The 15215-nt window shown below is 42.5% G+C and carries 12 protein-coding genes; 10 read left to right on the top strand and 2 right to left on the bottom strand.

Annotation, left to right across the window (positions count from 1 at the left end; translation table 11 throughout):
* The first annotated feature begins 191 nt into the window (after positions 1 to 191).
* Entirely contained in the window at positions 192 to 3812 is a 3621-nt protein-coding gene (locus ACYQ3Q_RS13760; RefSeq protein WP_459929116.1) for an EAL domain-containing protein, read from the top strand.
* Between the two features lie 59 nt (positions 3813 to 3871).
* On the opposite strand, the gene ACYQ3Q_RS13755 is transcribed toward ACYQ3Q_RS13760, so the two are convergent.
* Complete coding sequence (locus ACYQ3Q_RS13755) at positions 3872 to 5098, bottom strand: S1C family serine protease (RefSeq protein WP_459929115.1); 1227 nt, start codon at positions 5096 to 5098, stop codon at positions 3872 to 3874.
* 253 nt (positions 5099 to 5351) lie between these two features.
* On the opposite strand from ACYQ3Q_RS13755, the gene ACYQ3Q_RS13750 reads away from it, so the two are divergent.
* The 4 genes from ACYQ3Q_RS13750 to ACYQ3Q_RS13735 all read left to right on the top strand — a co-directional run bounded on the left by ACYQ3Q_RS13750 (position 5352) and on the right by ACYQ3Q_RS13735 (position 9928).
* Positions 5352 to 6041: an HAD family hydrolase gene (locus ACYQ3Q_RS13750; RefSeq protein WP_459929114.1), complete on the top strand. Its 690-nt coding sequence runs from the start codon at positions 5352 to 5354 to the stop codon at positions 6039 to 6041.
* Between the two features lie 273 nt (positions 6042 to 6314).
* Positions 6315 to 7385, top strand: a complete 1071-nt coding sequence (locus tag ACYQ3Q_RS13745; RefSeq protein WP_459929113.1) for a hypothetical protein — start codon at positions 6315 to 6317, stop codon at positions 7383 to 7385.
* Between the two features lie 491 nt (positions 7386 to 7876).
* On the top strand, positions 7877 to 8566 hold the full coding sequence (locus ACYQ3Q_RS13740) for a TrmB family transcriptional regulator (RefSeq protein WP_459929112.1): 690 nt from the start codon (positions 7877 to 7879) through the stop codon (positions 8564 to 8566).
* Between the two features lie 123 nt (positions 8567 to 8689).
* Positions 8690 to 9928 carry a diaminopimelate decarboxylase gene (locus ACYQ3Q_RS13735; RefSeq protein ID WP_459929111.1) on the top strand — a complete coding sequence of 413 codons (1239 nt, stop codon included), beginning with the start codon at positions 8690 to 8692 and terminating at the stop codon, positions 9926 to 9928.
* Here ACYQ3Q_RS13735 and ACYQ3Q_RS13730 read toward each other — a convergent pair.
* The gene (locus tag ACYQ3Q_RS13730; RefSeq protein ID WP_459929110.1) at positions 9918 to 10118 is read right to left on the bottom strand and encodes a hypothetical protein; all 201 of its coding nucleotides are present in this window, start codon (positions 10116 to 10118) and stop codon (positions 9918 to 9920) included. The genes ACYQ3Q_RS13735 and ACYQ3Q_RS13730 overlap by 11 nt on opposite strands.
* 95 nt (positions 10119 to 10213) lie before the next feature.
* On the opposite strand from ACYQ3Q_RS13730, the gene ACYQ3Q_RS13725 reads away from it, so the two are divergent.
* The 5 genes from ACYQ3Q_RS13725 (at position 10214) to ACYQ3Q_RS13705 (ending at position 15213) form a co-directional block, all read left to right on the top strand.
* A complete protein-coding gene (locus ACYQ3Q_RS13725) occupies positions 10214 to 10495 on the top strand; it encodes a hypothetical protein (RefSeq protein WP_459929109.1) in 282 nt (93 codons plus the stop codon).
* A 199-nt stretch (positions 10496 to 10694) separates the two neighbouring features.
* Positions 10695 to 10865, top strand: coding sequence for a DinB family protein (locus ACYQ3Q_RS13720; RefSeq protein ID WP_459929108.1), 171 nt, complete (start codon positions 10695 to 10697; stop codon positions 10863 to 10865).
* Between the two features lie 188 nt (positions 10866 to 11053).
* The gene (locus ACYQ3Q_RS13715) at positions 11054 to 12373 is read left to right on the top strand and encodes a PstS family phosphate ABC transporter substrate-binding protein (RefSeq protein ID WP_459929107.1); all 1320 of its coding nucleotides are present in this window, start codon (positions 11054 to 11056) and stop codon (positions 12371 to 12373) included.
* Positions 12374 to 12457: 84 nt separating this feature from the next.
* Positions 12458 to 13147, top strand: coding sequence for a SanA/YdcF family protein (locus ACYQ3Q_RS13710; protein ID WP_459929106.1), 690 nt, complete (start codon positions 12458 to 12460; stop codon positions 13145 to 13147).
* Between the two features lie 59 nt (positions 13148 to 13206).
* Positions 13207 to 15213 carry a molybdopterin-dependent oxidoreductase gene (locus ACYQ3Q_RS13705; RefSeq protein WP_459929105.1) on the top strand — a complete coding sequence of 669 codons (2007 nt, stop codon included), beginning with the start codon at positions 13207 to 13209 and terminating at the stop codon, positions 15211 to 15213.
* Positions 15214 to 15215: the final 2 nt, after the last annotated feature.

Below are 15215 nucleotides of genomic sequence, written 5' to 3'. Positions count from 1 at the left end.
GCGCGTGCCCGAGTAGGGCACGCTTTTTTTATGCAGATATTAAGATATATTTCATGGAGCGGGAGGGAGGGATATGTTAGATTTTGCCGAATGTTAGTATTTAGGCAAAAGGTGACACATCAATGACATTCTGTGAAAGGAGTAACTCCATGCTACCCTCGCACAAGTCTCTTTCTCCGGGGGAAATATGCTTGCTTTATGTTTTATTGAGCGGATCATGGATTTTATTTTCAGAATCGGTGATCCATTATTTGATTTGGGATCATGAATTGCTTCTACGCCTTTCAGCGTTTAAAGACTGGTTTTTGGTCTTATTTACGACCGTATTCTTTTACTATTTCATAGGCCTGACCTGGCGCGCTCTTGAAGCCACGCACCAAGAAATGATCGGGAAGGTAGAAAAGCGGCTCCAGCAATTCGATGCTGTTAAACGGCAAAAAGGATTTTACCTACGTATTTATGACAGTGTTGCCGAGGGCGTGATTCTACAACACATCTCCGGCCAGTTTTTCAATGCCAATTCTGCAGCATGTGCACTGCTCGGCACCTCTTTGTCCGACATGCAGAAAAGCGAATTTTTAACCCAAGTCACTTCATGGATGGATAATAAGGGAGAGTCTTTTAGCTGGGAAGCTCATGCCTCGAATGTGTTGGCTACAGCACAAGATAGCGAGGGGATAACAAACACGTTAAAACGTTTTGACCCTGAACAGTGTTGGCTACATCTCAACAGTGTTCTCCTACGCAATGATGAAGGTGAACCGAGCTGGGTGGTCACTACGTTGAGTGATATCAGTATGCGAAAATACAGTGAATTGCAAGAAACCGTTCTCTACGGTATCACGCAGCGTATCCTCGCGGAACAACCGTTGAACGTTATCTTCCAATTTCTCTGTGATGAATTGGTTGACAGTGTCGGTTATCCTGTTGCTGCAGTTGGGTTGAAAATGCCGGAAGGTTCTGTTGCCATTGTGGCTCAAGCTGGTGTGAGAGAAGAGTATGTAAGAACTCTCAATATTCGTTGGGACGACAGTCCTGAGGGACAGGGTGCAGTGGGTGAAGCTATCCGAAGTGGAAAACCACAAGTGCAGAACCTGATCGATAACCCTCAGTTTAAACCTTGGTGGGGTATTTTTGAAGCATTAAAACTACAGTCCATAGCCACTTTTCCTCTGTGGGCGCATGGCCAATGCTTAGGAGTAATCGGCTTGTACACTCATCTGCCGGATTATTTCAATTCAGTGCGCATTGAACGTCTGCAATCCTTGGCAGAACAGATCACCATGGCCTTTTTAGCTCATGAAGACCGAAGTCAGCTCCAAATTCAAGGCACAGCCCTTTCAGCCGCCGCCGATGCTATCGTTCTCGCGGATCAAACCGGTAAGCTCCTTTGGGCTAATCCTGCTTTCGCCCAGCTTACGGGTTATGCATTTGAAGAGGTTCGCGGTCAAAACCTACATTTTCTGCAATCCGGCTATCAGGATAGCTCCTTTTATAAAAAAATGTGGGATACGATTCTTGCTGGTAAAACATGGCGAGGTGAAATGATCAACCGCCACGCGAATGGCTCTCTTTACCGAGAAAAAATGACGCTCACACCTGTTCAGGCAAACGGGGTAGAGATCACCCATTTTATTGCAATTATTCAGGATGTAACCAAACAATTTGCGACTCACAAAGCGTTACGGGATAGCCAAGAACGCTATGAGGAGATGTTTGAAAACATGAGTAATGCGGTCGCTGTCTTTCAATTTTCGGAAGACGAAAAAGTCATTCGCTGTAAGGCCTTTAATAGGGCTGCTGAACAGATTGAAAAGCTACCACGTAGTCAAGTGTTAGGGCAACCTCTCGATCAATTCTTTTCCAACGATGAATCGTTAGGGATTATAAAGGTTTTCCTGCAAGTCTTCAAAACGGGAAAAGCCGCTCATTTCCCGGCTACTTACTACCAAAACGCATACGTCAGTGGTTGGCGGGAAGGCTTTATCTATAAGCTATCCACCCGTGAAGTGGTTGCGATTTACGAAGATGTGACGAGACGAAAACAAGACGAAGAAACTCTGTGGTTGGAAAAAGAGCGTGCTCAGGTCACACTAGCTTCCATAGGGGATGCTGTGATTACGACCGATGTACAAGCAAATATCACTTATCTTAATCCTGTTGCCGAAAGGTTGACTGGTTGGTCGAACAAGCACGCAGAGGGTCTTCCGCTTTTGAGTGTCTTTAATATTGTCAATGAAAATACGGGTCAGGCGATCGTTAACCCGGTCACACAATGCCTTCGAGAAAAGCGTATTGTAACGCTGGCTAATCACACGGTTCTGACCAATCGTGATGGAAAGACTATTTCCATTGAGGATTCAGCGGCACCGATCTGTGACAGGATAGGAGAGGTGATCGGTGCGGTGCTCGTTTTTCACGATGTCAGCGACAAGCGAGCCCTTCTGAACCAACTTTCCCACCAAGCCCATCATGATGCACTGACAGGCCTGCCGAATCGAATATTATTTAAGGATCGTGCTCAACAAGCTATTGCCCAAGCGCATCGTCATCAGACTCACGTTGCGTTGCTTTTTCTCGATCTGGATCGGTTTAAACTCATTAATGATACGCTCGGACATACTATAGGAGATCAGCTTTTGCAAGCTGCCGGAGAACGACTCAGTTCCTGTTTGCGGGAAGGGGATACCGTTTCTCGACAGGGGGGAGATGAATTCCTAATTTTGCTGCCCGAAATCCGTTCGGAAGACCAAGTAGCACAGGTGGCTCAAAAGCTCGTGAATGTCTTTACAATACCGTTTTATCTACATAAACAGGAGATCTATATCACGGCGAGTTTAGGCATTGTCCTCTTTCCTACAGACGGAGAGGATATCGAAACGTTGATCAAACATGCTGATACTGCCATGTACCAAGCCAAAGAGGAGGGACGCAATCGCTATCAATTTTATACCCTCGCTTTCAATCAGGCCCTTTCCGAGCGTCTGGGTTTACAAAATGATATGCGCCGTGCTTTGGCCTGTGATGAATTTCTGCTCTACTACCAGCCACAGTATCGAATCAGTGACGGTCAGATGTGTGGAATGGAAGCCTTAGTGCGCTGGCAACATCCGGAGAGGGGTTTTCTTCTCCCGAGAGAATTCATTTCAATTGCTGAAGAAAGCGGGCTTATTTTGCCGCTTGGGGAGTGGGTCTTGCGCAGTGCTTGTCTACAGAACAAACTTTGGCAAGATAAAGGTTATCCTCCCGTACGTATCGCTGTCAACTTATCCGCGCGTCAGTTTCGGCAAGCGAATCTGGTCAGTCAAATTGCCCAAATTCTAACGGAAACTGGGCTAGATCCTCAGTGGCTTGAGCTGGAAATCACGGAGAGTATCAGTATGGAAAACTCGTCCTTCACTTTGACCATGCTTAAAGAACTCAAAGGGATGGGAATCCATCTCTCAGTGGATGATTTTGGCAAAGGCTTTTCTTCACTTAGCTATTTGAGTCAGTTTCCCCTAGACACTTTGAAAATCGATCGCTCGTTTGTGAGTGCGCTCACCGCTCGGTCTGACGAAAGAGAGAGCGGGAATGAGATCGTGACGACCATTATTCAACTCGCTCATAATTTGGGTCTTCGAGTTATTGCTGAAGGGGTAGAAACTGAAGCCCAGTTAGATTTTCTCCGTTCTCAAGGGTGCTCTGAAGTGCAAGGATACTTATTAGCCAGACCGGTCGCGGCTGAAGATCTGGTTTTTTATCTAGTTGAGATTAGCCATCATTTAAAGGAAAAGCTCAGTAATATTGATGCAGAGAAAAACATTAGTTAGGACGAATTTTATAGTGAACTCGTCCTAACTAATGTTGAACGTCGATTATCATGATTAGATCATGTGGAGGTTATTTCTCCTAGCGTTGCCTCCACTTGCTTCGTTTGTCCATCCCGAATATAGGTTATGGTTACTTTGTCTCCAATCTTATTTTTATAGAGCTCACGAATAAGGTCTGAAGAATTTTGTACTTGACCATCGTTAATTTTGGTGATTACATCTCCCTGCACGATTCCGGCATTAGCGGCTGGACCGTTCTGTGTCACCCCTGAAATATAGACACCTTGGGGTTTACTGTTACTCTTGGCGTAAGTGTTATATTGATCGTCGGTGCTCACTAAAAGGGCCGGATGCTTGGCCACACCTGAAGTGATCAACTGATGTAGTGTAGGCAAGGCATCTGTAATCGGAATAGCGAAACCCATTCCTTCAAAGCCTGTTTGCGCGTATTTTACCGTGTTAATGCCAATGACCTGTCCTAGATAATTTACCAGCGGGCCGCCACTATTTCCGGGATTTATGGCTGCGTCCGTTTGTATTAGATTGTAACTGGCAACGCCTTGGAGTTTTAGGTTGCGATTGGTGGCAGAGATGACCCCTGTGGTTACGGATCGAGCAAATTCATTTCCACCAGGATTTCCAATAGCAACCACGGATTCACCGACTTCGATGTTTGAAGAATCTCCTAGCTTAACTGCCGTAAGGTTTGTGGTATCCGAAATTTGTAATACCGCAAGATCTGTGCGTGGATCCGTGCCAATCACTTTCGCATCAAGATTGCGACCATCACTCAAACTGACGGTAAGTTTCTCTGCGCCTTCGATTACGTGATGATTCGTTGCAATATAGCCTTTTTCTGCATCAATGATAAACCCAGACCCGCTGCCAGCTTCCTGGAGACCGGAGCTTCCGGAAAAACTTCGACTAGCTTGGAAATTTGAAACACCCACTACGGCTGGACCAACATTCTTAGCGATTTGCGCTACGGGGAAGATGCTTTCATGGGCAGTTAAATTGGCAACTTGTGTAAACGAGGAAGTAGTTGTTGGACTTGAGGAGGATGAGCTAGTTGGATAAACATAGGGGAGCGCGGCAACTGTAGTAAGACCACCGATAACTGCGCTAATTAAACAGAGGCTAGCGTAGGCAATGACCTTGCTCTTGGGTTGATGGTGGATGATAGGTTGAGGAGTAGTGGACATTAGTTCAACTTCCACTTTGTCATCGTCAGTGTTAGTGGAGGGATTGTTATTGTCATTGAGAGTAGAGCGAATTTCCTCTTCCATAAATTATGTCCTCCTTATTTCTGCCTGATCTAGTCACGATCCTTTGATCCTTAGAGATTTTGCATTGAAACCGATGGGCTACTTCCATAAGGATATCCGAAATATGTTAAGGGAAAAGGTGCAAATTGTGAAAGTTTAATGGGATCGAAGTCGAGATTCTGTGAAATGGAGAGGGGAATTGCCTCAGTAGAGGAACATGATGAAATTGAATGAGTAATGGTCAGTGAATAAACTATTCGGGAGGTTATGTGTGATGCGCCTGGTGATATTTGATTTTGATGGCACAATCCATCTTAAAGAAACCCCTCGCATCTTCTTGCGGGTCCTAAGCCAAGACAAAGGGATGCGTAAAAAGATCCGTAAGTTCTATATTTCGATGTCTTGGGTATACATATTGTATCGTTTGGGACTTTGCCGTCAATTAGCGATTAGGCGAGTTTTACAGGGTATCGTGAAGATGATGTCTGGGATGAATCAGACGCAAATAGAAGGTTTTTTTGGGCAATGTTTAGATTTGGCAAGAGGTAGTTTTAGTCCCGTATCTCTTAGTCGGGTAAAGGTTCATCTTGAGTCAAATGATCAAATTTTGCTTCTCTCCGGTGCCTTTTCACAGTTTGTTGCCTTGGTTGCCAGAAATCTAGGTATGAAATTTTGGCTTGGGACCGAGATCGAATTATTAGCTGGTGTTTGCACAGGACGCATAACCTCTATCATGAATGGACCCTCAAAGGTACAGGCCCTCAGAACGTTTCTGCAGGAACAAAAGGAGGTAGGGGTGGTTTTCGACATGGGCGAAGCTTATGCTTATGCTGATTCAATCCAAGATCTACCTCTGCTATCCCTCGTTGGACATCCAGTGGTTGTTAATCCGGACCAAGAGCTTCTAAAAGAGGCACAACTAAGAGGGTGGGAAATAATCAGAGATAGTTCATCTCTAGAATAGGGGTAAGAAAATAGAGATTAAGGAGAAAAACAACGCGCAAGTACAAAATAGCCGTATTACCCGGGGACGGAATTGGTATTGATGTAACAAGAGAAGCGATTAAGGTTCTAAGGGCAGTGGCTACTGTTGATGGCGAAATAACCTTTGAGATTGGTTTTACCATCTGGGTAGAACCTTCATGAATTATTTTCCAAAGAAATATGAGTAGGAGAAGGATATTCTTAAAATAACGTCGAATGGATAGGTTAGTATTATATCTTTTGGGGGGAATTTATGGGATCTGAACCTAATTTCATTAAGTCCCCTACACCAAGCCCTCCGTCCATTTGGGATTATATAATCAGATTTCCGCTATGGATTAAGAACACAGTTGCTAAAGTAATTAATCGTATCACTTTGCTTAGTTTGTTCATACTTATCTTTATTTCATTATATGAACATAATTTTGATTTTTACTCATTTCACAGTATTTTTATAGAAACGATAAAAGAAGTTGGTATAGCTTTATTTATCGTTGGAAGCGTTTCTATATTTTTAGAGGTAACAGATTATGGACGGGTTGTACTTAAAGCAGTAACTGATGCAATGGCCACCGATGATTTTATTGATAAACTTCCAACAGAGAGACTGAAAAAGATCAGAAACAAGGTTGAACAGAAATTGATTTTCGGCGAAAATCCACCCGATCAATATAGTTTTTATCATATGGTTCAAAATGAAGTTTTAAATTTGGTTAACGAATGTTACTATGAAGTATTCATTAATGATATTCAATGTAGAATAAAAGATAACAAAATTTATAAAACTATTATAAGAAAGATTATTATAGTAAATCCAAATTCTGAGCCTAAAAATAAAAATATTCCATTAGGCTCATACTTTAAGAGGGTTCCGGGAGAAGACGATAAGAATCTATATGAAATTACAAGTTTTCGAGTTATACAAGATGATATAGAATATGATTTAGTAGATAAGGTTAGATTAATATCTAAGGAGACCACAGGGAAATTAAAAAAACGCTATGACCTTGATATATCAGGTGAATATAAGTTAACAGTGAACAAAAGGTGTACCGTAGAACTCGAAACAAAGTCGATAGTACCAATTACCGATATCCATTATCATGTTAGCGTTTCATCCCCATGTAAAAGATATAGTAGTACATTTTTTCTTAGTTCTGAAAGTGGGTCTTACCGGTTAACTGCTTTTGGTATTGGTTTTATGGATGAACAAAAACTTAGTATAGCTCCGTTTGAAGACGCTAATGCAATTAAGGTTGAGTTTAGTGATTGGATATTACCGGGGGATGGATCTGTTTTTAATATTATCAAAAATGGGGTATAATAGTCTCAAGGACAAGCTACAGTAAAAGATCGCATATCATATTATGGAGTAGACCTTTTAGGAGGTAGATAATTATGTTAAATGAATCCGGCAGAGGGTAATCAATTGTCTCTTAAGTTAACGAAAAGGAGGCCATGAAAGTGGTCTTCTTTTCGTTTTTCTCATTTAAGTTCTTTTTGAACACAAGCAATTCCACAGAATCTTTGTCAATGAGTTCACCGCTTGGTACGATCCTGGCAAATTAACGGGCAAGACATTCTTAAAAAAGTTATTGCTATGCGCTTTATTATTAAATTCCAAACGGCAAAGCCGATTGATCAGTTTAACGTAGATCTTCAAAAAAGAACCTGTAAGATTTTTATTCAGGTGTTGAAAATAATTCATATGTGTTGTATAGTATCCCTATATAGGAACACTATACACGAAGGACAATAGAATAAGAATCGTAAATTTGTCTCAACATATGTTAGAAAAATTAGGAGTATAAACGAATGGAAATTATAGAATTGCTGATGAATTTCAATCTCACAAAGCAGGATGCAACAATTTATGTAACACTATTATCGGAGGGTGATCTTACAGGTTATGAAGTGGCAAAACTCACGGGAATTTCACGTTCAAATACCTACATCGCCCTTGCGGGTTTAGTTGAGAAGGGAGCCGCACATGTTATTGAGGGTAATGCAGCACGCTATACTCCCGTACCAGTTGATGAGTTTTGTGATAATAAAATCAGAAATTTGCAGGAGATAAGATTAAGTCTCATAAGAAATATGCCCAAACAACGAGAAGAAAACGAAGGTTACATTACTATAAAAGGGAACAGGAATATTATCAATAAAATAACCAATATGCTCATTGAAGCTGAGAAAAGGGTTTATATTTCGCTATCAGGTCAAACCTTAGATATAATTAAGCCACAATTAAATCAAGCAGTGTCAAGAGGTCTTAAAGTTGTAATACTTACAAATCCGCCTTTTGAACTTAACGGTGCGAGGATTTATCACGTAGAAAAAACTCAGCATCAGATAAGACTTATTGTCGACTCTGCAAATGTACTTACAGGAGATATTATTGATGATGATAGTGCAACTTGTCTTTATTCAAAAAAGCAAAACCTCATTGATTTGTTTAAGGAGTCGTTAACAAATGAAATAAGACTAATAGAACTAATGAAATGAGATTAAAAATAGTTTTGAATGATAATCCAAGTACTTCAAGCTGAATAAATATATGTACCATTTATGCTACTCAATGTAGTATTTATTTTCTGTGCACACTGTAGTAAAAACGGAGGTAACAAAATGAAGCAGACATTTGTAAATTTAGAGCAATTAAAGGAAATAGTAAAAAAATTTCCAACACCTTTCCATCTATATGATGAAAAAGGTATCCGAGAAAATGCTCGACGATTAAAACAGGCATTTTCATGGAACAAAGGTTTTAAGGAGTATTTTGCAGTTAAAGCCACGCCAAATTTAACAATCTTAAAGATCCTCAAAGAAGAGGGCTGTTATGTAGACTGTTCAACCTTAACTGAACTTCTGATGGCTGATACCGTGGGATTTAATGGAGATGAAATAATGTTTTCGGCAAACGTAACGCCTAAAGAGGATTTAGTGCTGGCACGCAAACTCAACGCCATAATTAACTTAGACGATCTTACGGATATTGATTTTTTAGAGAATGTCGCAGACATTCCGGATACAATCAGTTGCCGATATAATCCAGGTGGTACATTTGCTTATAACAACGTAATCATGGATACCCCTGGTGAAGCAAAATATGGTTTTACCTTCGAGCAATTAGTCGAAGGTTTTAGAAAACTCCAAAACAAAGGGGTAAAGCATTTCGGGTTGCACGCCTTTTTAGCAAGCAACACCGTCGATAATAACTATTATCCTGTACTTGCTAAAATGTTGTTTGAAACAGCGGTTGTTTTAAACCGAGAAACGGGAGTACATATTGCTTTTATTAATCTTTCGGGAGGCATTGGTATCCCATATCACCCAGAGCAGCAACCGGCTGATATTTTTGCAATCGGCGAGGGTGTTCGCAAGGCATATGAGGAGGTTCTTGTTCCTGCGGGAATGGGCGATGTTGCGATATACACTGAGCTTGGAAGGTTTATGTTGGGGCCCTACGGCTGTCTTGTTACAACTGTAATCCACGAAAAGCACATCTACAAGGAATATATTGGAGTCGACGCCTGTGCGGCAAACCTTATGCGTCCTGCAATGTACGGTGCCTATCATCATGTTACTGTTATGGGTAGAGAAAATGAGTCGTGCAGCTACAAATATGATATTACCGGCGGTCTGTGTGAGAATAACGACAAATTTGCCATTGACCGAATGCTGCCTAAAATCGAGCTTGGCGATTTAATTGTAATTCATGACACTGGAGCTCATGGCTTTGCGATGGGTTATAACTACAATGGTAAACTGCGGTCTGCTGAAGTTTTGTCAAAAGAGGACGGTTCAACTGAATTGATACGCCGCGCAGAAACACCGGCTGATTATTTTGCAACGTTTAAATTTTAGACTTATCCAGCAAGAATGTCGTAACTCTGTCGCCACTCTGTCGCCACTCGACAGCATGCTGTCCAACAATGAGCAAGAATTCACGAAGTGCAGGAGAAATCCACTTTTTTCTGTGATAGGCGATTTGGGTAGTTGCTACCATTAACTGCTTATACGGGTGCAACTTCTCGCCTTGCGTATGCCTTATCACGCAAGGGAGACGCTCCAGGCTGGATGGGGATTTTGTCTTCATGATATAGTACACCTATAGGGGGGATTGGTTTTCTTGCCTTGTGCTTTATTGCGGTGCTTTTCTTGTACGGCAGCGGGGCGATATCCCTAATAACTCTGCTTCAGATTCCTAACGCAACTTTTATTCTTACCTATCTTGGAGGCTGTGCAGCAGGAATCCGGCTGCTAAAAGGCAGTCCCTTAGGAGTGGGCATTAGCTGGCTGTCCTTTCTTTCAACTGCTGCGATTTTTCCGTTTGTCGGTTGGGCGGTTTTGTATCCACTGGTCATTATAGGTTTTTGGATAACCAGACAGGTGAGGGAGAAAAATACTTTGTTGTATAAGTTCCTTAATTGAGCAGGATTCAATCTTTATTGCCCTAGTAAATGAATGGTTAGATCGTGTGGAAGCGTAGGATTTGACAAGATGGGAATGGTCCTTATGGACCTAAGAAAGCCGGAGAATTTCTTTCATATAATGGAAGGAATCGGTTATATTTTACCGAATCTTGATAGGTAGAGTAAATGCTTGACGAAGAGGAAGGGAGAGCAGGTTCGTGGATGATTTGCGATTTCCGATTGGGGAGTTTAATTTCAAGGAAGAGGTAAGCGAAAATCAAATCAGTTCTTTAATTGACCAAATAGAAGCGTTACCTCTATTAGAATTACGTCAAAATAACTATTCGACACAATTAAGTATAAGGGTCAAAATTAAGAGGGCTAACTAACTAAATCTGCCATTGGTATAAGCTTTTGTATTGGTAATTGTGTATCAGTAAGAATGGGTCAGGCTGGAAGCGGATACTTCCAGCCTTGTTTCTATTTTTATTGAAGTACCCTTAAATACTAGGACACTGTAGGAGGACTCGACTAGCATAAGCCCAACTCGGCAAAGGAAAGGTATCTCATTGCCATTGTGCCTATTCTCTATGCGCTGGTCTTTGCAGTTCTTGCACTAGCACTTTCAAGCGGGAATTTTAATTCAGGCTGGTGGGGAGTGCATGCTCTCAAGAATCCTATGTTATTGATTTTTGGCTTAGGTCTTTCCTTATCAGGGTTACATTTTATCATACCTGTGGCAGAGCTTATGGGGTATATGGGGTTTCTAATTGGGATTGTTCTGTTTGAATGGACAGCGAAGACAACGGTAGATAGATCTCTATCGAGAAACCTTAAGGCCGTCATGCTCCTGCTTTGTATTTTTGTCATTGCTTTTTCTGGTATCACGACCAGGAAAGTTATTGATAATGGAATGACAGAACTGCTTTATGGGAAGTCAACTGTCGGGAGAGATTTAACGGAATATGATCTGATGGAAAAGGCCCCCTTTAAGGAGAAGAACGGACTCGCCAAGCTTGATAAAATTGCCAACTTACAATTTACAGAGTTTGATTCTATGCCGCGTCTAGATGGTGCGACGGCCGCCTATCCGGTTTATGCGGCGTTTGTAGAAGCTGTCTATAAAGGTCTTGGTGATTACTATCTAGCAAACAAGAACAACAACGATAAGGATATATATACCGCTTTTGTGGCAAGTGAGCAGTTTCCACTCGATTTAGTGAAGTGTACAAAAACTGGCACAGCCTACGAACGATTAATAGCGGGTGAGACCGATATAATCTTTGTTGCGGAGCCGTCGAAAGCTCATGTAGAGGAACTTAAAGCCAAGGGGGATGAGTTTGTCTTAACTCCCATTGGCAGTGAAGCGTTTGTCTTTTTCACAAACTCTAAGAATCCAGTAGAGAGTCTGACTATTACACAGATCCAGGATATTTACTCTGGTAAAATAACCGGCTGGAAAGAAGTCGGTGGACAATGGAATAAGATATTGCCTTATCAACGACCTGAAAACTCGGGTAGTCAAACGGTCATGCAAAATAAAGTCATGAAAGGCACTACGATGTTAGAGCAAACCAAGGAAACCTATGCAGGGGGGATGGGTGAAATCATTAGTCAGGTTGCCAGTTATAAAAATGCTAAGAACTCCATAGGGTATTCATTTATGTATTACTCAACCGAGATGATAAAAAACAATCAGATTAAGTATCTGGCGATTGATGGTATTAAACCGACCCCCGAAACGGTGCGAAATAAAACTTATCCCTTTACAGTTCCAGTTTATGCAGTCTCGCTAAAATCAAATAAAAAGGAAAATGTCAGTCGTTATCTTGACTGGATCTTGTCCGAGGAAGGACAAAGTCTAATCGAGAAAACCGGCTACGTTCCGGCAAAATAGGAACCATAATTGATTTGCTCGCCGGCTAAAATGTAGTATATTTAACACAGGGTTCGAAAATAAGAGTTATATGGAAGGTGTACTATGGGTAAGTTATTAACCGTTAAGGAGCGCCTGAAAAAGGCGATATTTTTCTCAGTTCTTTTGTTACTTCTTGCTTGTACCACTGTACTAATTATCAATCAGAACGTTGAGTCAGTTGGAGCAAACTACATTATAAACTCAAACGACGTTCCTAAGGCTGAGGCTATTCTCGTCTTAGGTGCTTATGTATTTCCAAACGGAACGGTGTCGACTATGTTGAACGACCGTTTAACTACAGGATACGAACTATATGAGCAAGGGAAGGCCCCTAAGCTGATCGTGAGCGGGGATCATGGACGGAAAGATTATGATGAAGTTAATTCTATGAAGAGCTTTTTAAAAGACAAAGGCGTACCCAATCAGGATGTTTTCATGGATCACGCTGGATTTAGCACGTATGAGAGTGTCTATCGAGCAAGGGACATTTTTAAAGTCCAAAAGGTAATCATCGTTACGCAGGAGTATCATCTTAAGAGAGCAGTTTATGTAGCTAGGGCGTTGGGCCTGGAAGCGTATGGAGTTGCTTCTGACCGACGTGATTATGGACAGGCTATGAAGATGTATAACCTTAGAGAAATTGCAGCAAGGAACAAAGACTTTTTGTGGACAAACGTTATTAAACCAAAGCCAACTTTTTTAGGAGATGCCATACCAGTTTTCGGTGACGGCAAGGCGACAGATGACAAATAAGCGTTGAATTTTCAAGATAGTAATTTATGCTTATCAAAAATAGAAAGAGGGAATTTAGCATGAATTCTGAACTAAAACGATCGGTGTGTCCTTATGATTGTCCAGATATGTGCGGACTTTTAGTTGAAGTTGTTGATAATCAAGCGGTAAAGGTAATGGGTGATCCGGAACATCCTTTTACTAAGGGAACGTTATGTCCGAAAATGGTGCATTATGAACGAACCGTTCATTCTCCGCAGAGGCTGACCCATCCTCTACTGCGCATTGGGGAAAAAGGTGCGGGCCAATATAGGCCCATTAGTTGGGAGGAAGGGATCCAAGTCATTACCGACCGTTGGAAGGGGATTCTGGCTAAATATGGCGCGGAAGCTATTTTGCCATATTCTTATGCGGGAACTATGGGTACAGTCCAACGCAATTGTGGGGAGGGGTTTTTCCACCGCTTGGGCGCTTCAAGATTGGACCGCACGATTTGTGCCGCCTCTAAGAGTCATGGTTGGGCTTCAGTCATGGGGGATACCCATTCGCCCCACCCGGATGAAGTGGAAAAAAGCGATTTTATACTCTTATGGGGTACCAATGCCTTAGCGACGAACATTCATCTCCTGAATAATGCTCGTGAGGCGAAAAAACGGGGTGCCACTGTTTGGTTGATTGATACCTATGAAAATCCTACAGCGCAGATGGTGGATCAGGTCGTAATAGTACGACCGGGGAGTGATGGCGCTTTGGCTCTCGGCATCATGCATATCTTGGTTCGTGAAGGCTGGATTGACCAACCGTTTCTAGGTAGTCAAGTTCAGGGTTTTGAACAACTCAGAAGGGAAGTTTTGCCCGATTACCCACCGGAGAAAGTAAGTCAAATCACGGGAATTGAAATTAGTTTGCTCGAAAAAATGGCGCAGCATTACGCCAGAGCCCGCGCACCTTTTATTGCTTTAGGATCGGGGCTCTGCCGCTATGGTAACGGAGCGATGACGGTACGCACTATTACCTGTCTTCCCGCGCTGGTCGGGGCTTGGGGCAAACCAGGAGGCGGGTTGCTCGCCAGTATTTCTACAGGTAAGGCTTTTCATGCGGATCGAGTGACGCGTGAGGATTTATTAGAAGAGCCAACCCGAGTGGTGAATATGAATCAGCTCGGCTTGGCTCTAACGGAATTATCAAAGCCACCGATCATGAGCCTGTATGTCTATCACTCCAATCCGGCCGTAGTAGCCCCTGACCAAACGATGATCATCAAGGGACTCAGGCGAGAGGACCTTTTTACTGTCGTTCATGAGCGATTTATGACAGATACCGCTCGTTTTGCTGATATCATCTTGCCGGCTACAAGCTCCTTAGAGCATGCAGACATGTACCGTTCCTATGGACATTATGGCATTCAGAGAGCGGCGGCGGTTATTCCTCCGATCGGCGAAGCCAAGTCTAACTGGGAGGTTTTCCAGTTGCTTGCTCAGGCTATGGGTTTTGCAGAGGAGTTCTTTCAGCAAACAACAGATGACCTGATTAATCAACTTATTGATCCACCGACAGCCTGGCTAGAAGGTGTTGACCTGACAAAACTCCGAGCAGGACTTCCTGTCGAACTTTCCCTACCCGAAGATTACAAAATCAATTTTCTGACTCCATCGGGTAAAATTGAGCTCTACAATCCTAAGGATCCCGAGCCATTGCCGCGCTATAATGAACCTTACGGTGATGATGCTACCTTTTATCTGATGAGTGCGCCTAGTTTGTACTCGCTGAATTCTTCGTTTAATGAGCGACCTGATTTACTGCGTAAGAAGGAAGCACCCTGCCTTCAAATGAACCCGGAAGATGCTGAAGCCAAGAATTTGCAAGACGGTCAAAGAGTGATCGCCTTTAATGTGCGAGGAGAGGTAGAGTTTATTCTTAAGTTAACGACAACAGTTCCCCCGGGAGTTGTCGTAACGGAAGGTCTGTTTTCGAGTGAAATGATGCTCGGAGAAAGTACCGTAAACGCCCTTACATCTCAACGCTTAACGGATAGAGCTGCGGGCAGCACCCTTTATGATGTCAAAGTGGATGTCCGATTATGCTGAGG

It is taken from the genome of Desulfosporosinus burensis, assembly GCF_054657535.1.
This window is presented reverse-complemented; position numbering and strand designations above follow the sequence as displayed.